Annotated in this window: 19 protein-coding genes; 9 read left to right on the forward strand and 10 right to left on the reverse strand. The window is 71.3% G+C overall.

Annotation, left to right across the window (positions count from 1 at the left end):
* Positions 1–341 precede the first annotated feature (341 nt).
* Entirely contained in the window at positions 342–512 is a 171-nt protein-coding gene (locus ACQPXG_RS19075) for a transposase (RefSeq protein WP_433469997.1), read from the reverse strand.
* On the reverse strand, positions 509–631 hold the full coding sequence (locus ACQPXG_RS19080) for a hypothetical protein (protein ID WP_433470194.1): 123 nt from the start codon (positions 629–631) through the stop codon (positions 509–511). Before ACQPXG_RS19080 ends, ACQPXG_RS19075 begins: the two co-directional genes overlap by 4 nt.
* Positions 632–852: 221 nt before the next feature.
* Here ACQPXG_RS19080 and ACQPXG_RS19085 point away from each other — a divergent pair, with 221 nt between their 5' ends.
* On the forward strand, positions 853–1293 hold the full coding sequence (locus ACQPXG_RS19085) for a pyridoxamine 5'-phosphate oxidase family protein (RefSeq protein WP_433469044.1): 441 nt from the start codon (positions 853–855) through the stop codon (positions 1291–1293).
* 396 nt (positions 1294–1689) lie between these two features.
* Here the strand turns inward: ACQPXG_RS19085 and ACQPXG_RS19090 are convergent, their stop codons facing one another.
* Positions 1690–2652, reverse strand: a complete 963-nt coding sequence (locus tag ACQPXG_RS19090; RefSeq protein ID WP_433469045.1) for a hypothetical protein — start codon at positions 2650–2652, stop codon at positions 1690–1692.
* A gap of 210 nt (positions 2653–2862) precedes the next feature.
* Here ACQPXG_RS19090 and ACQPXG_RS19095 point away from each other — a divergent pair, with 210 nt between their 5' ends.
* Both ACQPXG_RS19095 and ACQPXG_RS19100 read left to right on the forward strand, forming a co-directional pair.
* Positions 2863–3819 (forward strand): class II glutamine amidotransferase, encoded by a 957-nt coding sequence (locus ACQPXG_RS19095; protein ID WP_433469046.1) that lies wholly within the window; start codon positions 2863–2865, stop codon positions 3817–3819.
* A gap of 167 nt (positions 3820–3986) precedes the next feature.
* A complete protein-coding gene (locus ACQPXG_RS19100; RefSeq protein WP_021594883.1) occupies positions 3987–4199 on the forward strand; it encodes a helix-turn-helix domain-containing protein in 213 nt (70 codons plus the stop codon).
* Positions 4200–4282: 83 nt separating this feature from the next.
* On the opposite strand, the gene ACQPXG_RS19105 is transcribed toward ACQPXG_RS19100, so the two are convergent.
* The 4 genes from ACQPXG_RS19105 to ACQPXG_RS19120 form a co-directional block, all read right to left on the reverse strand.
* Entirely contained in the window at positions 4283–5575 is a 1293-nt protein-coding gene (locus ACQPXG_RS19105) for a DUF2786 domain-containing protein (RefSeq protein WP_433469047.1), read from the reverse strand.
* 158 nt (positions 5576–5733) lie between these two features.
* Positions 5734–6006, reverse strand: a complete 273-nt coding sequence (locus ACQPXG_RS19110) for a hypothetical protein (protein ID WP_433469048.1) — start codon at positions 6004–6006, stop codon at positions 5734–5736.
* 319 nt (positions 6007–6325) lie between these two features.
* Complete coding sequence (locus tag ACQPXG_RS19115) at positions 6326–7420, reverse strand: winged helix DNA-binding domain-containing protein (protein WP_433469049.1); 1095 nt, start codon at positions 7418–7420, stop codon at positions 6326–6328.
* Positions 7417–8328, reverse strand: coding sequence for a LysR family transcriptional regulator (locus ACQPXG_RS19120; RefSeq protein WP_433469050.1), 912 nt, complete (start codon positions 8326–8328; stop codon positions 7417–7419). Before ACQPXG_RS19120 ends, ACQPXG_RS19115 begins: the two co-directional genes overlap by 4 nt.
* Positions 8329–8488: 160 nt before the next feature.
* Here ACQPXG_RS19120 and ACQPXG_RS19125 point away from each other — a divergent pair, with 160 nt between their 5' ends.
* From ACQPXG_RS19125 to ACQPXG_RS19140, 4 genes are all read left to right on the forward strand, one after another.
* Positions 8489–10024 (forward strand): MFS transporter, encoded by a 1536-nt coding sequence (locus ACQPXG_RS19125; RefSeq protein WP_433469051.1) that lies wholly within the window; start codon positions 8489–8491, stop codon positions 10022–10024.
* A gap of 34 nt (positions 10025–10058) precedes the next feature.
* A complete protein-coding gene (locus ACQPXG_RS19130) occupies positions 10059–10826 on the forward strand; it encodes a siderophore-interacting protein (RefSeq protein WP_433469052.1) in 768 nt (255 codons plus the stop codon).
* A 134-nt stretch (positions 10827–10960) separates the two neighbouring features.
* Positions 10961–11404 carry a hypothetical protein gene (locus ACQPXG_RS19135; protein ID WP_433469053.1) on the forward strand — a complete coding sequence of 148 codons (444 nt, stop codon included), beginning with the start codon at positions 10961–10963 and terminating at the stop codon, positions 11402–11404.
* Positions 11405–12202: 798 nt separating this feature from the next.
* The gene (locus tag ACQPXG_RS19140; protein ID WP_433469054.1) at positions 12203–12862 is read left to right on the forward strand and encodes a hypothetical protein; all 660 of its coding nucleotides are present in this window, start codon (positions 12203–12205) and stop codon (positions 12860–12862) included.
* A 140-nt stretch (positions 12863–13002) separates the two neighbouring features.
* On the opposite strand, the gene ACQPXG_RS19145 is transcribed toward ACQPXG_RS19140, so the two are convergent.
* From ACQPXG_RS19145 to ACQPXG_RS19155, 3 genes are all read right to left on the reverse strand, one after another.
* Entirely contained in the window at positions 13003–13791 is a 789-nt protein-coding gene (locus ACQPXG_RS19145) for an IclR family transcriptional regulator (protein WP_433469055.1), read from the reverse strand.
* A gap of 62 nt (positions 13792–13853) precedes the next feature.
* Positions 13854–15497: a thiamine pyrophosphate-binding protein gene (locus ACQPXG_RS19150; RefSeq protein ID WP_433469056.1), complete on the reverse strand. Its 1644-nt coding sequence runs from the start codon at positions 15495–15497 to the stop codon at positions 13854–13856.
* A gap of 32 nt (positions 15498–15529) precedes the next feature.
* Entirely contained in the window at positions 15530–16282 is a 753-nt protein-coding gene (locus ACQPXG_RS19155; protein ID WP_433469057.1) for an SDR family NAD(P)-dependent oxidoreductase, read from the reverse strand.
* Positions 16283–16384: 102 nt separating this feature from the next.
* On the opposite strand from ACQPXG_RS19155, the gene ACQPXG_RS19160 reads away from it, so the two are divergent.
* Together ACQPXG_RS19160 and ACQPXG_RS19165 are read left to right on the forward strand one after the other, a co-directional pair.
* Positions 16385–17422 (forward strand): ABC transporter permease, encoded by a 1038-nt coding sequence (locus ACQPXG_RS19160; protein WP_433469058.1) that lies wholly within the window; start codon positions 16385–16387, stop codon positions 17420–17422.
* A complete protein-coding gene (locus tag ACQPXG_RS19165) occupies positions 17419–18492 on the forward strand; it encodes a sugar ABC transporter substrate-binding protein (RefSeq protein ID WP_433469059.1) in 1074 nt (357 codons plus the stop codon). Before ACQPXG_RS19160 ends, ACQPXG_RS19165 begins: the two co-directional genes overlap by 4 nt.
* The last annotated feature ends 94 nt before the right edge of the window (positions 18493–18586 follow it).

Consider the following 18586-nt stretch of genomic DNA (forward strand, 5'->3'; position numbering starts at 1 on the left):
GCTTCCGCTGAAGGAAGTCCTTCGGCACGTACCCGTTCTGGCCTTGTGCGTGGACGCCCGCCGCCGATGTGCGCGACTCGGATCCCGGCCGTCACCGCCGTGAACTGCGGCGTGTCGCCCCACTGTCCCGCGGTGAGCACCAGTGACAGTGGTTTGTGCCCCTGTTCGCAGGCCAGATGCAGCTTGGTCGACAGTCCGCTCGGGAACATTCCAGCGCGTGATCGGTGGCTCAACGCTCGTCCCGCCAGCAGGCTCGACTTGCAGCCCGCCCTGCCGCCGGGCCCCGGCGGCCTGCTGATGGGCTCGCATGATGGTGGAGTCGACGCCGACCTGCCAGGTGATCAGCCCGAACGCGTTGGGCCTGGCCTGGAGCCCCGCCAAATGCGGGCCCAGGCGCCGTGGCGCTGCCAACGGCGGAACAATCCGTAAACCGCCTGCCAGGAACCGTGGCATTCGTGCACGTCCCTCCAAGGGGCACCGACCCGCACGCGCCATCGGATCCCAACGATCAGCTGCCGCCGACTCCATTTCGAGGGCCGACCCGGACGCCTGGGGCGGGCAGCAGCGGCTGCAGGACCGCCCATTGAGCGTCGGTCAGGTCGAACCGCCTGGTCACCGCCAGGATGGCCACGAGGTCTCCGGTGTTCGGGGCCTTCTTGGTCGATGAACCCTCTCCCGGAGACCTCGTTGCGTCCAGCGCATGACACGCAGGCCCTGGTTCGCTTTGCTCGTCATGTGACGGACGTGGAGGGCGACGCTATCCCTCGGACCGGCCCCTAGCGTCCGGTCCCGCCGCAGCGCCGGGATCGCAAGGTCTCGGGCATGCTGGGAGATCGGCGGAGAGGAGCCGTGATGACCCTGGCGATGAGCGTGGCCGAGCGGGAGGCGTTTCTCGCCGGCACGTACGTGGGCATATTGAGCGTCGCGGACGAGGCGGGCCGGGCGCCGCTGGCGCTGCCCGTGTGGTACGCCTACGAGCCGGGCGGTGAGATCACCTTCATCACCGGCCGGGACAGCCGCAAGATGGCCCTGATCCGGGCGGCGGGACGGGTGAGCCTGGTGGTGCAGGAGGCCGCACTGCCCTACCGGTACGCCTCGGTGGAGGGGCCGGTCGTCGGGTTCGAGGATCCGGCCCGTCCGGAGGACCGCCGCGCGCTGGCCGAGCGCTACCTCGGCGTTGAGGGCGGCGCCGAGTATCTGGAGGCGACGAAGGACGTCGCCGGGAAGATGGTCCTGACGCGGGTGCGTCCGGAGCGCTGGTACACCCGCGACTACACCAAACAGTCCGGCTGACGATCCTGGCGGCTTCAGGGCAAACCGAGGGGCTTCAGGGCAAACCCGAGGGCCTCAGAGCGTACCCCGGAAGGCGCCCCAGGCGAGCCCGGAAGGCCTCGGGGTGAGCCCGAGGCGTCCGAGAGGCTTAGCTGGCGGCAGGCCAGCAAACGGCAGGCCAGCAAACGGCAGGGCGTAGGCGGCGGGGTGTAGGGCGGCAGGGGCTGGGTTGGTGGGGGCGGCAGGTGGGGGCGGCAGGTGTGGGGCGGCAGGGCCAGGGGCGGTAGGCGGCGGAGTGTGGGGCGAAGGTCCGGGGCTAGATAGGGGCCAGGAAGCGGCAGAGGCAGGGACGGTAAGCGGCAGGGGGTGGCTGGTGGGGTGGCGGATCGGTGGGTGGTGTGGGCTGGGGGTCTGGTTTTAGGCGGCGGTTGGGAGGTGGGGGTCGGCCGGGGCCTTTAGGAGGTCGTACATGCCTAGGGGGAGCGTGTCGCCCCAGAGCCAGTCGTTGACCGTGCCGTCGAAGTCGGCGGGTGGGCCGGCGGTGATGAGGCGGGAGGTCAGTGGGGACAGGTGCACCTGGAAGGGGCGCGGCTGCGTCAGGTGGACGCGGCGGGTGGAGCCCCAGAAGTCGTTGAAGTCGCCCTGGGTCAGGTCGAGGGTGTCCGGGATCGTGCGGGTGCGGGTGGCCGGGCCCGTTGCCAGCCACGACCAGTGGTCGGTCAGCAGTCGGCGGGCGGTGGTCCGCAGGACGTTGAGTGCGGCGACGTCGTGCGGGCAGGCCACGTCGGTGATCTGGAGTTCGGGGAGGCCGAAGCGGCGCAGGCCGCGGGTCCGCAGACGGACGCAGGCACAGCCGTTGACGCCCTCGGGGTCGAACGCGGGTTCGGCGGCCGTGCAGCGCCCGTTGGCGCGGAACGGCGGCAGGACGTCGCCCAGCCATTGGTCGGCCAGCACGAAACGTGTCCGCTCGCCGGGGGACGGCGTCAGGACGTGACCCGTGACGAGGTCGGCGGTGACCCCTCCGGTGGCCCTGGCGATGGCGTACGCGGCGGCGCGGGCGACCTGGACGCCGCGCGGCTGGTCGGTGATCGGCGAGTAGGCGGTGACGACGGCGAACCGCCCGGCGTCGTTGAAGGCCCGTGCGGCCGGACGGTCCTCGGGCTGGGCCGCCTTGATGTGCCCGGGGTCCCAGCGCAGGCTGCCGAGGTCCTCGCGGGTCACCTGCAGCTGGGGTGAGCCGAGCCGCCCGGCGATGTGGGCGTGATAGGGGCAGTCCGCTGCTCTGCGGAGAAGAGCGGCGGGATCGTCCGGGATGCTTTCGGCGGCCACGGCGAACCGCGAGGTCGTGGTGGACGGGACGGGGAACGTGATCGCGGCCATGAGGCGGCTCCTTCCATCGGCGGACGAGCCCCAGCATGCGCGGCCGGCCAGGGGAGAAGCAGCAGAACTCGATTCTGTGGATAACCCCGCCTCCCAGTGGCGCGGAGCTGCGCCGGGACCCCTAGGCGTGGTGAGATTCGCCAGACGCCCGCGACGACGTTCGGTAAAATTCCCGTCACCCGCAGTTAAGATCACGTGAGAGGCGACGATATGTGCCGACTTTTCGGGATGAGTACCGGCGGCCCGCGGGTCAGGGCGGCCCACTGGCTGCTGGACGCGCCCCGGAGCCTGCGCGCGCAGAGTCACCGGATGCAGCACGGTGCAGGGCTCGGCTGGTTCTCGCTCGGTGGCGAGCCCGTCCGCGACCGGGCGCCGCTGGCCGCATTCGAGAACGCCGACTTCGACCTGCACGCCCGCAACGTCCCGTCCCACACGTTCGTGTCGCACGTTCGTGACGCCTCGGTGGGCGGGCTGACGGTGCACAACTGCCACCCCTTCGTGATGAACGACCGGCTGTTCGCGCACAACGGCGTGGTGAAGGGGCTCGACACGCTCCGGACGTGGCTGACGGAGGTGGAGCGCGCCCATGTCTCGGGCGAGACCGATTCCGAGTTGGTGTTCGCCTACGTGACCGCTGAGATCCGGCGCCGCGGCGACACGACGGCGGGGATCGTCGAGGCGGTGCGGCGCATCGGGGCGGAACTACCCGTTTTCGCGCTCAACCTGCTCGTGGCGGAGGCTGGACGGCTGTGGGCCCTGCGCTATCCGGAGAGCAACGAGCTGTGGGTCCTGTCGCACCGGGAAGGCGGCGTGAGCGCCCCCGGCAGCGAGGTTCCGGCGGTGGTCATCGCCAGCGAGCCGATGGACGACCAGCCCGGCTGGCGACTGCTCGAACCCGGCGAGCTGCTGGTCGTGGACGGGCTCGACGACACCTCGCTGTTCCCCTTCGGTCCGCTGCGCCACCCGCTGCGCCGTTCGGATCTGTCCGTCCGTGAGGCCGCCTCCCAGGCGGCCGCCGCGGGAGACGCGGACCCCGGCCGCTTCGGCGGTGTGACGGTGATGGAACTGGGCGGCCCGGATGGAGAACCGGTTCCGGTCCGGGTGCCCCTTTCGCCGGTGATCCTGCGGAACGGCCGACCGGCGGCGGTGCGAGACCCGTCTGTCTAGCTCCGACACGCCGTTCACCACGGAAAAGACCAGCTTCGGCCGAATTCGCGGTGATTCGCGCGGCATCGAGGGCGCAATCGGGGGGAATGTGTACGTTGGGGAGATCAACACTGCTGTGAGCTGCGGGGACGGGCCCCGCCGCCCAGCCTTGGAATCAGGAGGTCCCCGTGGCTCGAACACTGTCGAGGGGCACCCGTGTCACCGGTGCCGAACGCACCCGTCTCGCCGCCGAGCTCGCTCCGCGATACGCGGCCGGCGAAAGCATCCGCGACCTCGCGGCCGAGACCGGCCGGTCGTACGGATTCATCTACAACGTCCTGAAGGAGGCGGGGGTGCCGCTGCGCGGCCGGGGCGGCAACACCCGGCGCAAGAAGGACTGACCCGCTCCCTGGTCCAAGCGAGAAAAGGAAGAACTGAGCACATGACCGGACGTCCCCCTCGCCCCCCGGGGGGACCCCGTGCGCTAGGAACCGCGGAACGCCCCGGTGACCTCGGAGCGTCCGTTCAGGCTGGCGAGATCGGCGGCCGCCCGCCCGGCCACCCAGCCCTCATGGTTGGAGACGGAGCCCGCCCGCCCCTTGGCGAGGTTCGGGAACATCGTGTCGACGGCCTGATCGACGGCCCGGTCGCGCGCCGCCAGCACGGGGAGCAGATCCTTCCCGCCGGCGCTCGCGGCCGCACTGTCCGCCGCCTCGCCCGCGGCCTCCCGCAGCCGCTCCCCGATGCGGGCGGCGTAGGCGTTGAGGAACGCGTGCCGGAACGACCGCGTCCGTGACCGCCCGCGCGTGTCCCGCTTGGGGCCCGCGTGCACCATGGCGGACGTCGCCTGCACGAGCAGCGACGTGAACAGCATCTCCACCGCGGCCAGGTCGGCCGGGAAACCGAGAACGGTGGAGAACCCCAGCTCCCTGTGCCAGACCGCACGGCAGCGGTTGGCGTCGGCCACCACCGTCAGCAGCACCGCCTTCGGCGCGTCGTAGGGGCTGTCCACCGCGATGCGACGCCCGTCCGGCCCGCCTGTGTCACCCGCCTCGGCGGCGAGCAGCGCATGGTCGATGCTGTGCCGCGCCATCAGCTGCTGAGCGCGTGTGCTGAGCGCCTCCGCCTCCTCGGGGAACTCGGTCGACTCGGCCTTCGCGAGCAGTGCCCGCACCCTCCCCAGCGTCCGCTGGTCGACCCCCGCCCAACCCGCGGCAGGTGCGGCGCCGCGAGGACCGGCCGTGCTGGACGCCGTGCCGGGAGGTGGGGTGATCGCCGGGAGTTTCGGGAGGGCCTCCAGAAGGTGGATCAGTTCGAGCGCGCAGGTGATGTAGACCGGGCGTTCGGCGGTTTCGCGGTCGCACCAGCGGGCGGGGTGGGCGTCATCGTCCGTCCACCACACTTCGGCCTTGAGAGCGGTGAGCTGGTCACGCCAGCGGTCGTCCACGGTGGCGGGGGAGTAGACGCGCATCTCGCCCGCGATCGCGTCCTTGACCAGCCGCGCGTGCCTGGCCGTGCGGCGGCGGGACACGAACCTGACCACGTCGGCCGGCAGCCAGCCGCGCTGCCATGCGGTGGTGACCCCCTGCCGCAGCCGCTCCGCGAGGCACCGGTCGACCATCGTCGTCCAGCCGGGCATGCCGGGACGTTCCGTCAGCTGCTCCACGAACCGCCCGAACGCGGGTCCGTCGCCGTTCGCCAGCGATCGCATCGCGCCGGACGCCAGCTCGGCCGCGGCCAGGGACGGAGACCGGCCGCGCCGCCACGCGTCACGCACCCGCCACTCCCGCCTTCCGAGGTCACCTGCCCAGGACGCATCCTGCCATCCGGCGGCGACAAGACTCGCCGTTCCCGGCCGGAAACCGCCGGCGGGCCAGAGAGCGGCAAGAAGAAGCCCCTGGCCGCCAGACGGCCAGGGGCTGCTGGGTGGGGCGTCTACCCGGCTCTGTGCTCCTCGCCGCGCATCTCCTCCACCACGACGCTCTGGTACGCGCGGGACGTGTCCGGGACGTAACTCAGCCTGGCGAGGGCCTTCCCGTCGTGGTCCCTGATTTCGAAGTGGTAGCCCTCGCCGGCCTCGCCGACGTGGGCCACGGCCTGGTCGTGCCGCAGCCTGCACATGGTGTCGACCTTCTCCAGTGCGACCTTCAGGCTCCCCGCATCAGTGATGAGCCGCGCCGGCTCACTCGTCTCCCAGATCTCGAACATGAGTCGTGTCCTGTCGGCGGTCGGTCGGAAGGAACGGGCGGGGCATTCCAGACGTCGGACACAGCTTGCGCTCATTTGATGGATCTTTCAATCAGAGCAGGTATCGGATTGATCACTATTCGAAGTTGTCCACGCTCGCAGCGTCATGTCCGCATGTGGCGCGGGTCGGCCGCTTCCGCCGATCTCGTCTGGATCGACAGGGTCGGCCGCACAGAACCGAACACAATTCGGAATGGTGTCGCCTATGAGGCCGAGCCGACCGAGGTGTTCGCCTGAATGCGTGGCCGCGCTTCGAACGCCTCGCCGGGCTCCAAACGCCTTAGGGTTCAACGGCGACGACGGTCTCCTTGGCCTCCGGCTCCAGGAAGCGCAGCAGCGCTTCACCTTCGACCGTCAGCTCGTCGACCGCCGCTGCAGGGAGCGCTTCGAACGGACGCATCCGCAGTGTGGCGACCTTCCGCTTGTACTCCGTTTCCCAGATCCCGCGGGCGAAGCCGTCCCAGAGGAACACGGCGCGGACGCGCAGGTTCTTGGTGGTGAGCATGGGCCGGTGGGCGTCGGCGATGATGCGCCTGCGGTCGGCGTGCGCGAGGACGAGGCTGTCGAACTCGGGCAGGAAGCGTGCGGGTGCGGGGACGTCCTCATCGGGGCGCGGTGCGTCCGGTAGATCGAACAGCTCCCGGCCCTTGTCGTCGGAGAAGACGCGAAGGCCGGGACGCAGGCGTTCCAGGGCCTCACCAGAGGAGGCCAGTCCGCACCACGTCTGCGCGTCGGCGGCGGACGCCGGCCCGTAGGCCGCGAGGTAGCGGAGCATCAGTTCATCGATCGCGTTCTCGGCCACCGGCCCGGTCTCCAGCCACGTGTCGGCCAACGTGAAGCGCGACGTACGGGGAAAGCCCCACCTGTCCTGCGTCGGAACCATGACCAGCGGTACGCACAGCCGGACGGCATACCCGAGGGCACGGTCGTTGACGTCCGGGAACCGTTCCTGCAGCAGCGCGCGTACCTCGTTGAACGTCCGGGGCTCCTCCTCCAGAAGCGACCGTGCCGCAGGGACGACCTTCTGCAGATCCAGTCCCTTGCCCCGATCGCCCAGTACGCGCAGGGCGCCGTCCAACATCGGCTGCATGGTCGTTCGGAACGCCGTGTAGTCCGAGGCCGTCATCAGGTGCAACGTGGCGCGCATCATGGTGGCGCGCACCAGCGACCGATCCTGCAACGCGGCGTGCAGATCGGACGCCTGGAATCCGTGAAGCCGCGTCCACAGCCCCAGAAACGGCGGCTTCGGCTCTTGAGCCTGCATCCCGCACAGCCGTCCCACCGCCTCGGCCACTGGGAGAGGCTCCCGCGCGAGCAGCAACTGCCGTGCCAGCGTCGCCCGGTTCAGTGCCTGGACGCTCAGGGTCTCCGTCATTCCTCCAGGATGCCTGTAATGACGTCCCGGACGGAGCGCCGCAACCACGCGTGAGCAGGGTCGGCGTCGTATCGCGCGTGCCATCCCAGCGAGAGCACCAGGGGCGGCAGTTCGAAGGGAACGGGGACACGGACGAGCCCAAGGCGGTCCATCAGCCGTCGATGCAGCCGCTCGGCGGCGAATCCCAGCAGGTCGGCCTCCTGGACGATCATCAACGCCGCTGTCACCGTCGGCACCGTTCCCGCAAGGCGCCGTGCGCGGCCCGTCTCGGCGAGCAGCTCGTCGATCGGGCCGGACACGCGCCCGCGCCGGGTGGACGTGATCTGCACGGCCTCTGCCCACTCGTCCAGTGTCACGTCCCGGCCCGCCAGCGGATGCTCTGGGCGCACGACAGACACGAACCGGTCTTCCAGGAGCAGTTCGACCCGGGTCTCGGGTGGCTGCCCTGGCCCGATGACGCCGATCTCCAGGTCGACCGTGTCCCGACGGAGCAGATGGTCGTCCCGCGGCCCCTCGCCGAGGAACCTCAGGGTCACGCCCGGGGCCTCACGTGCCACATGTTCCAAGAGGGGCCCGGCAAGGACGGCGACGGTGCCCTCATCGGCCTGGAGGGTGAAACTGCCCGACAGCGTCGCGACATCGAGGTCGTCGTCAGCAGAGAAGAGCGTCTGCGCGCGCTGCACGAGTTCGTGTACTTCAGCACGGATCGCGAGCGCGCGCGGGGTCGGCGCCATGGCACGACCAGACCGGACGAGAACCGGGTCACCGAGCGCCTTCCGGATCCGTCCCAGCGTCCGGCTCATCGCGGGGCCCGACAGATGCAGGCGTTCCGCGGCACCGGTCACGCTCCCTTCCTCTAGCAGCGCGTCGAGCGCGATGAGCAGGTTCAGGTCCATTCTGGATTGCACCAGACGCATTCCTCACGTGCAAAAGATGCATTTGAAAGCAAGTCACCGCCAGCCTACGTTGGAGATCGCGGAGGCGGCGCGCGCGGCCCGGATATCCCCCTCCGCCTCTCCAGCAGGACGCGATGACGCGCGTCCCCCGAACGACTCCGAGGACTCACTGATGACGCTCGATGCCGTCCGCGGCGCCGCGCCGCCCGGAACCGCCCCGTACAGGGGGCGCGCCATGACGCCGCTGATGTCGGCGTGCGTGGTGCTGGTCGTGGCCATGGTCGCCGCCGTCAACCTGTCGATCCCCAAGCTGTCGGCGAGTTCGCTGAGCCCGTCCTCCACCGGGCTGCTGTGGATCGTCGACTCCTACGTCCTGGTGTTCGGCTGCCTACTGATCCCCGCCGGCGCGCTCGGCGACCGCTGCGGGCGCAAGGGGGTCCTGCTGTTCGGTCTCGCCGTCTTCGCGGCCGGCTGCCTGCTGTCGGCCGCCGCGCCGGGGGTCGCCGTCCTGCTGGGCGGACGGTTCGTGACCGGCGTGGGCGCCGCCCTGATCATGCCCGCGAGCCTCTCCCTGCTGCTGCAGGTCACCCCGCCGCGACGGCGTCCCCACGCCATCGCGACCTGGACGGCCGCCACCGGCGTCGCCGGAGCCGTCGGGAACCTCGGCGGGGGAGCGGTCCTGCAGTGGCTGCCGTGGCAGGGGCTCTTCCTGGCGGGCGCGCCTCTGGCCGCCGGCCTCGCCCTCCTCGTCGCGTGGCTGGCACCGCGCGGCGAGCGCCACGCGGCCGACCTTGATCTCGTGGGCGCGGCGATCCTCACCACCGCCCTGTTCACCCTGCTCTTCGGCATCATCGAGGGACCCGAGCGCGGCTGGTCCTCGCTCCCGGTGCTCGGCGGCTTCGCCGGCGCGGCCCTGCTCATGACGGTCTTCGCCCTGTACGCGCTGCGCGCCCGCCATCCGCTGCTGGACCCGCGAGTCTTCGTCATCGCCCCGCTGCGCAGCGGCGTGCTCGGGATCGGGCTGGCGTTCTTCGGGCTGTTCGCGCTCTTCTTCGTCAACGCCCAGTACCTGCAGTTCGTCAAGGGGTACTCGCCGATGCTCACCGGCGTCGCGATCGCGCCGCTCGTGGCCGGGATGATCGTGATCTCCAGGCGGAGCGTCGGCCTGGCGCAGCGGTTCGGGGACCGGCCGGTGTTCGCGGTGGGGATGCTGACGCTGGCCGCCGGTCTCGGCCTGCTTTCCCTGGCGGACGCGTCGACGCCGTACCCGCTCTACGCGGCGGACATGGTCATCCTGTCCGCCGGCATGGGCCTGTGCGTCCCACCCTTGTCGGTCGGCGTGATGTCCGCCCTACTGCCCGAACGCGCGGGTCTGGGGTCCGGGCTGAACAGCGCGGCCCGCGAGATCGGCAGCGCCCTCGGCGTCGCCGTCCTCGGGACGGTGCTCGCCGGCCGGTTCGCCGGTGGCCTGCCGCCCGAACTCGCCGGGCACGCCCATTCGGCGGGTGAGGCTCTCGCCGCCGCGGACGCGGCGGACGCCGGCCCCCGGATGCACGCGCAGGTGATCGAGGCGTTCACGGGCGCGATGGCAGCGGGTTTCCGCGTCGTGGCGGTGGCCGTCGCGCTGGGGGCCCTCCTCGTCGTGCCAGGCCTTCCTCGCCGGGATCGCCGGTTCCCTGGAACGAGCACGAATGAAGATATATCGTGACTATCGAGATATATCGCGACAGCCTGGAGGGGTGATGGTGTCAACGGAGGAGAGTGCGCCGGCGCGCGGCGTGCGCGGGCGCCTGCTCGACCTCATGTTCGTCCGCGGCCGCGTCGAGGACGTTCGGCCCGCACCGGGTCGCATGCGGTGGATCCGCGTCGGCGGCGTGCAGGGTCTGGCCTGGACGCCCGGGCAGCAGGTCCGGGTGCACGTGGCGGACATCACGTCCGCTGGGACGTGGGTCAGCGGGGCCGTCCGCAACGCGCTGCGGACCTACTCGGTGTGGGAGTACGACGCGTCCGCCGGGGTCATGGAACTCTGCGTCATGGATCACGAGGCCGGCGGCCCCGGCGCGCGCTGGGCGGGTGATCTGCGGCCCGGGCAGGAGATCGTCTTCGGCCGGCCGGAGGGAACGTTCGGGCTGCGCCCCGCCTCGTACCACCTGTTCGCCGGCGAGGAGACGGCGTCGGTCCCGTTCGGCGCCATGCTGCGGGTCACACCGCCGGGCGAGCCGGTGCACGGTGTGATCGAGGTCTCCCGGTCCGAGGACCGGCTGCCGCTGCCGAGGGGAGAGGAACTGATGTGGCGGTACCGCGGCGACGCGCCGGCCGCGAACTCCGCGACTCTCGTGGACGCCGTCCGCGGTCTGGATCTGCCTCCGGAACCGGGATTCGCCTACGTGGCCGGGGAGGCACGCACCGTGCAGGCCGTGCGGGCGCACCTCGTCCGGGAACGGGGCTGGGATCGGCGATCAGTGCTGGTCAAGCCGTTCTGGACGCCCCGCAAACGGGGGATGGAGTGATCGGGAACGATCGACCGGCGCGGGGGTTACGGGGCGATATTTCTTGAAATGCACGTGCATCAGCCCTTGCACCTGCACGCCATCCCTAGCAGGATTGCCCCGGACCCCCGCACGTGAACTCCCCGGAGATCGCGATGACCGCACACTTGAGCGACAGTGACCGACAGGCGCTGCGGCTGGCCCAGGATCTCCGCGAGGAGATGCGGGCGGCTCTCCCGCAGTTGCCCTCCCCGCCCTCGGTATCCCCGTTCGTCGACCAGGCCGGCATGCCGAGCGTCCTGCTGAGGATGGACGCCGAGACCGCCCGCGCGCTCATGGCCGCGCTGGCCGAGCGCCGCGCGGCGTCCGGCGGCGTGCCCTCCGCGGAGCCGCGCCGGGCCGACGGCTCCCACGTGCCGCCGCACGTCCCGCCGCCCGCGGCCCAGGCCGTCCCCGCCGCGCAGGGACCCATCGTCGCGTCGGCCGCTCCCTACGGGGAGCCCGCTTACGCGGAGTCACCGTTCATCGCACCCCAACAGGTGTTCACCGGCGGGACCGGCCCCACGCCGCTCGTGCCGTCGGCCTATCCGACGCACTGAGGCGACGCCCCGCTGACGTTCGAGCCCTTGTCGTACGGGCGTCCCGGCGGCGCGACCGCTGCCCGACCGTAAGGCTTTTGCCCGCCGCCGGGGGCGCCACATACCGGATCGATGGCCCGCCCCTGTGAGCGGCCCCTTCTTCGTGCGGTCCTCCGGCCCGTGATGACGGGCCTTCACGTGTGCCCACTCCGCGGCGCTCATGCTTTGCCCGCTGTTGCCCGTCTGCGGCATGCCGCCATCGGCCCGGCAAAGTCCCAAGGAATCCAAGATCCTTTTTCTGTGGGGCGGTGGACGGCCGACCGGCCCGGAGCCCCTACGGGAAAGGCGTTCCGGGGTGGCGCCCGGTAAAAAGATCTACCTATCCAAAGGTAAAGAAATCCCCCGTTTGGCGAAAGTACGGTAATGCCGTATATAGTCAACCCCAGGTCAGGGTCAAAGAACCGTTGACCTGGCCAATCGCATAGCCGTCGCCTCCCGCCCGCCAGGCGGGATCCTCTTCGCCGAACGCGGCCGTCCCATGCAGCGGCCGCGCACCGTGCTGGGCCCATGAGCCCCCGGTCGGCACTCTTCCCGCTTCACCGAAGTCCGTGTTGCACGCACGTCCAAGGACGGACGCGCGCTGCCGAGCACGGGCGCGCTCCACCATGCCTGTGGAGCGTTCCAAGCGGGTCTTCCTCGCGGCGGCGTCTTCCGAGTCCCGAGTCTCGGAGCCGTTCTCTCCTGCCCGGACGACAGGCGCGTGACCTGCGCGCGGTCCGGTGCTGAACGGCAGCCCTGTACCCCGACCGAAGGAATTTCATGCAGCAGCGAGCGATCAATGTCGTCCTGACCGGCGTCACCGGCACCGCCCTCGCGGGCATGCTGGTGGCCGGCGTAGCCGCCGCCAGTGACGACTCCGCTCCCCCGAAGCAGTTCCTCTCGCAGCAGGCCGTGGCCGCGCAGAAGCACGAGGCCCCGCAGCAGCACGCCCCCAAGAGCACCGAGAAGCGCCAGGCCAAGCCCGCGGCCAAGGACGCCAAGAGCAGCTCCAAGGACGGCAAGACCGCCGCCAAGAAGGGCCCGAAGGCCCTGCTCAGCGGCAAGACCATCGCGTCCTACTTCTGGGACGACGGGTCCGGCGTGAACGGCGACACCGGCGCCCCCGCCGGTGGCAAGCCGATGCAGAAGGGCCTCTTCTCCAGCCCGAGCTGGCCCATGCACACCAAGGTCAAGGTCACCTACAACGGTCGCAGCGTCACCGGCTTCATCGGTGACCGCGGGCCCGGCGAGCCGTCGCACCGCGGCGTCATGCTCGACCTCGACACCTACACCTTCCGGTACCTGCTGGACGGCAAGAAGCCCGCCAGCAAGTACAACGCCGGCAGCGGCGAGGGTCACCTGAAGGGCGTCAAGTGGGAGGTCCTCTCCTGGGGCCACGGCGCCGGGAAGAAGGGCAAGCCGCAGCCTTTCGGGTCCTGACCCGAGGTTCCGCGAACCGTTTCGTGAAATGGCTCACCATAGCGATGTGAGCCCGCGCACGAACGATTCGTGAGGCCGCTCACAGACCCGGCACAGGGCTGCCGGTGCATGGAGAATGGGGATTCCCCGGTATCGAAAGATCACCGGGGAATCCCCATTTTCAGTCCGTCCGCGCTCTCCCGCGCCAGCTCCCTCGACAGCGCCCGCGCCGCCGTCCGCACGGCCGGGGCGAGCCGGTCGAGGTCCAGCCGGCACACGTTCCCCGTGATGGAGATCGCGGCGATCACCCGGCGCCGGTGGTCGAGGATCGGTGCCGCCACGGCGGAGACCCCGGCCTCCGACTCCTCCCGGTTGACGGCGTAGCCGCGGGCGGAGGTGCGGGCCAGCTCCCGCCGAAGCAGTCCCGGCATGATGATCGTGTGCGGTGTGTAACGGACGAGCCCGGCCGCGAGCACTCTCTCCAGCCGCTCAGGGGGCCCCAGGGCGAGGAACAGCTTCCCGGTCGCGGTGCAGTACGCGGGGAGCCGCCCCCCCACCCGGGACACGATCGGCATCGACCGGCGCCCGGTGACCTTCTCCAGGAACAGAGTGTCCGTCCCGTCGAGTACGGCCAGATGAATGTTCTCGTGCGTCGCCTCGTAAAGGTCCTCCAGGTAAGGGAGCGCGGCCTCGCGCAGGCCCCGCGGGCGGGGCGCGCGCTGCCCGAGCACGAACAGCCGCATGCTGAGCCGGTAGCCGGACTCGGTGCGCTCGACCCCGCCCCACCGCACCAGCTCGCCGAGCAGCCGGTGCGCGGTCGGTTTCGGCAGCCCGGTGCGGGCGGCGAGTTCGGTCAGGTTCAGTTCGGTGTCGGCGGAGCCGAAGGCGTCCAGCAGGCTGAGCCCGCGCGCCAGCACCGATCGCGGTGGCTCTCCACCCGGCTCGTCCATACCAGGATGGTGTCCGCGATCGGTCCGGTCGGCAAGGGCCCGGGAGCCGGCGGCGGCCCTCGTCACGAACCCTCCCCGTGCCCGGTGACCGGCGCCTCGATGAGCAGCGGCGCGGACAGGTCCTTGACGCCGGCGACCGCGTCCCGCAGCTCGTCCGCCGACCCCGCCCGCACCGCGTCGACGCCGAACAGCCGTGCGGCGCTCGGCCAGTCGAGCGCCGGGGGAGCGAGGTCCATGCCGATGTAGCGCCCGTGCTTCGCCGAGGCGCCGCCTCCTTCGTCGAGGGTGTCCTTCAGGGTGCGGTACTCGCCGTTGTTCATCACGACGAACGCCACGGGAACCTGGTACCGGGCCGCGCTCCACAGGCCCTGGACGCCGAACATCGCGCATCCGTCGCCGAGCACCGCGACCACCGGACGCTCCCGGGCCGCCATCCGGGTGCCGACCGCCGCGCCGATGCCCCAGCCGAGGCCGCCGCCGACCGTGTGGACGTAGGAGCCGGGCCGGTCCTGGCGCAGCACCGCGCGCAGCCTCAGCCCGACGGTGATCGCCTCCTCGACCACGATCGTCCCCTCGGGCAGGCCGGCCGCGACGGCGTGGGCGGCGGCGCGCGGATCCATCGGGGACGGCCCGTACGCCGCCCGCGCGGCCGCGTCCACGTCGTGCCTCGCCCGGGCGTGCCCGGCGCCGAGACGCTCGGCGCGTCCCCGTGCGGACGGGACCCGCCCGTCCAGGTGACCGGCGAGCGCCCGCAGCGTCCCCGCCAGATCGCCCGTCAGGCCGTGCCGGACGGCGAAGTTCCGGCCGATCTCCGCCGGGTCCTCGTCCACCTGCACGATCGCGAGCCCGTCCGGGACGGCCGGTCCGGGCGTGTAGTGGTGCGGCATGAACGCGTGACATCCCACGATGAGCGCCGCGTCGTATCCGGCCAGCGTCTCCCGGATGACCGCGTTGCGGGGCACGAGCATCCCCGCGTACAGCGGATGGCCGGTGGGGAAGTCGATGCCGTCGTTCATCGGCTGGTGGTGGACGGCCGCGCCGAGCCGCTCGGCGACCGCCACCAGATCGGCCACCGCGCCGGCCCGTCCCACCCCGTCGCCCGCGATGACCACCGGACGTTCCGCCCGGGCGAGCAGCGCCGCGGCGTCGCCGGCCTCGGCCGCGCCCGGACCGGTCACCGGGGAGCGAGCCGGTACCTCGACATCGGTGTCCTCCTCCAGCAGGTCCATGGGGACCGACACCAGGACCGGCCCCGCCGGGGGCCGCGCCGCGAGCGCGAACGCGCGCCGGAGCGCGATCGGCAGGTCGTAGGCGTGCCGCACCTCCACGGCCTGCTTCGTCGCGGCCGACGCGAGGCCGACCAGGTCGCCGGACAGCATCGGGTCCTGGAGGAGATGCCGCCTGTCCTGCTGCCCCGCGACGATGACCATCGGCGTCCGGGACCGCAGCGCGTTCAGCATCCCGATCAGCCCGTTGGCGACGCCCGCCGCTACGTGCAGGCTGACCATCGACGTCCGGTGCGACGCCCGCGCGTACCCGTCGGCCATCGCCACCACGGACGCCTCCTGCAACCCGAGCACGTAGGGCAGGTCGGGAGCCTCCACCAGCGCGTCCATGAGGGGGAGCTCGGTCGTTCCGGGATTGCCGAAGATCCGCGTCATGCCCTCGTCCCGGGCGATCTCCAGCAGTGCCTCGATCGGCCTCATGTCCCGCCTTCCGGTGGTCCGGTGCGGGCGGCTCAGTGCTTGGCCGAGCCGCCGTCGATGTTGATCGTCTGGCCGGTGAGGAAGCCGCTGCCCTCGTCGCACACGTACAGCAGCGTCGACACCAGGTCGCCGGGCTCCTCGACGGCCCGCACGATCTGGGCGTCGCGCACCCGCTCGAACCCGCCGTCCGCGCCCGTCGTCCGCGCCGCCGTCTCGGTCCGGGTGAGTCCGGGCGCGATCGCGTTCACGGTGATCCCGTGCGGGCCGACCGCGCTCGCCAGAGCCCGCGTGAAGCCGACGAGACCGGCCTTGGACGTCGTGTAGGCGACCAGGTCGGGCGGCCCGAGGAACACCACGGCGGAGGCGATGTTGACGATCCGCCCCCAGCCGGCGGCCTTCAGATGGGGGAGCGCGGCGCGCGACACCAGGAACGGGCCGTCCAGGTTGACCCGCATGATCCGCCGCCAGTCCTCCAGCGTCGTCTTCTCGAAGTCCAGCGGCGGATAGATCCCGGCGTTGTTCACCACGATGTGCAGGCCGCCGAACCGGGTGGCGGCCTCATCCACGGCGGCCTCGACCTCCTCCGGATCCGTCACGTCCGCCCGGAGGGGGTGGAATCGGTCGCCGGCCGCCTCAGCGGTGCCCGACTGGTCGGCGAGGTCGAGGCCCGCGACCCGGTGCCCGCGGGCGGCCAGGGCGATCGCGAACTCGCGCCCCAGTCCGCCCGCCGCACCGGTCACGAGCGCGACCCGCCGCGTTCCGTTCATCGACGGCGTCTCGGTCATGGACGGCAGCGTGCGACACCCCCGCCACCCCGGCAAGACCGCGTTTTCACTCATTGAAACGGCTTCCTTGTGATGGCGTGTCGCGGGTCACATGCTCGCCGCATGTCCGTACGAAAGCCCGCGGCCCCGCAGGCCTCGGAGAACGACGAGGCGAAGGCGCCGGTGCGGCCGCGGGGCCGCCGCCCGGTCCCCGACGAGGCCGGCGTCGTCGGCGTGCTCGTCCTGCTCGTGCTGGGCGTCGGCCTCTTCGAGCCGGACTTCCTGCGCACCGGCAACCTGCTGACGACCGCGCACAACTCCGTCTACGTCGGGCTGATGGCGTGCGGGATGGTGTTCGCGCTCGCGATGCGGGAGGTCGACCTGTCGGTCGGCGGGATGTACGCGATGGGCGTCGTCGTGGGCGCGCTGCTGATCCGGGACGGCTGGAACCCGTGGCTCGCGGCCCTCGCGGTGCTGGCCCTCTCCGCGCTGGTGGGCGCGCTCAACGGGGCGGTCACGACGTATCTGCGGCTGCCTTCGTTCATCGTCACGCTCGCCACGTCGATGCTGCTCCGCGGCGTCGGTCTGGCGCTCGCCGAGGGCAGGCAGATCACGGACCTGCCGCAGGACCACGCGTTGTTCACCGTGCTCGGCGGCGGAGAGTCGCTCGGCGTGCCGAACGCGGTGTGGGTGTTCGCGCTCGCCGTCGTGGTCCTGACGGTCGCGTTCACCCGGACGAGGTTCGGCGCGCGGGTGCGGGCCATCGGCTCCAACCCCGAGGCCGCCGAGTTCGGCGGGCTGCCCGTCACCCGGACCCGGATCGCCGCGCTGGCGCTGTCGGGCCTCATGGCGGGCATCGCGGCCGTCCTCGCCCTGGCGTTCTTCATCGCCGGGGACCCCACCATCGGCCAGGGCTACGAGCTCACGGCCATCGCCGCGGCGATCATCGGCGGCACCCCGCTGAAGGGCGGAACCGGCTCCGTCCTCGGCGCCGCGGCGGGCACCCTCATCCTCGGCGTCGTCACCGCGGCGCTGGTGTTCTTCGAGGTCCCCATCAACTGGACGACCTTCGCGACCGGTGGCGTCATCCTCGTCGCCGTCGGCGCCGCGCCGCTGCTGCGCCGCGTCCGTGACCTGCGCTCCTCTGGGAGGAACCCATGATCCCGCGTCCACGCGGACCCGTCGCGGCGGCCGTCGCCCTCGTGCTCGGCGCCGCGCTCACCACCGCGTCCTGCGGAGACGGCGGCGGCTCCGGCAGGAGCGGGCGGCTCAAGATGGGCATCGCCGTCGCCAACTACAGCCTCAACTTCGCCCGCGAGATGTACGAGGGCGCGACGGAGGCGTCCAAGCAGGCCGGGAACGTCGACTTCAAGGTCGTCGGCCCGCCCAACACCGACGGGCCCGCCGAGCAGCAGCTGTTCCAGAACCTCACCGTCACGCATCCGGACGGGATCGTGCTGGAGAACCTCGACCCGCCGATCTTCACGCGGCCCGCCGCCCAGGCCGTCGACAAGGGCATCCCGATCGTCGCGCTCGACACCGCGCCGACCGATGGCAGCAAGGTGAACTTCTACGTCGGCAACGACAACTACGAGCTCGGCGGGCTGCTCGCCGAGGCGACGGTGAGGAAGCTCGGCAAGGACGCCAAGGGCACGGTGGTCGTCGAGGTGCCGAACCCCGGGACGCCCGTCCTCGACAGCCGGGCCAAGGGCATCAAGGACGCGTTCGCGAAGCTGGCGCCCGGCGTCCGCGTCCTCGGCCCGTTCCAGACCTACAGCGACCCGGCGCAGAACTACGGCGCCTGGCAGTCGCAGGTGAACGCGAACCCGAACGCGCTGGCGTTCCTCGGCGTCGGGGACGCCGACAGCTACAACCTCGGCCGCCTCAAGGAGCAGAAGAAGGGCACGTACCTCACGGCCGGCTTCGACGTCGACCCCAAGACCCTCGAATACATCAAGAAGGGCACCAACTTCGCCGGCGTCGACCCCGAGCACTACCTGAAGGGCTACGTCGCGACCGCGATCCTGATCAAGTCGGTGCGGGAGAAGGACGGCAAGCTGCCAGACGGCTGGTTCAAGACGCCCGGGCTGGTGATGGACGCGTCCAACATCGACGACATCATCAAGCGCCAGCAGACCGTGCAGAACGCCTACCAGTGGTACAAGCCGCAGCTGGACAAGCTGCTGGCGAACCCGGACGCGAACATGCGGCCACTGACGGAGGCCCGATGACCGCAGCGAAGCGAGGATCGTCGGGCTTCCGGGCCCGGGGGTCTGGGGGCCGCCCCCAGAAAGGTAGGGCCCGCTGATGCGCGCCGGGAGGTAC

The organism is Spirillospora sp. CA-128828, from assembly GCF_050945415.1.
In the GTDB taxonomy this organism is placed as follows: Bacteria; Actinomycetota; Actinomycetes; order Streptosporangiales; family Streptosporangiaceae; genus Spirillospora.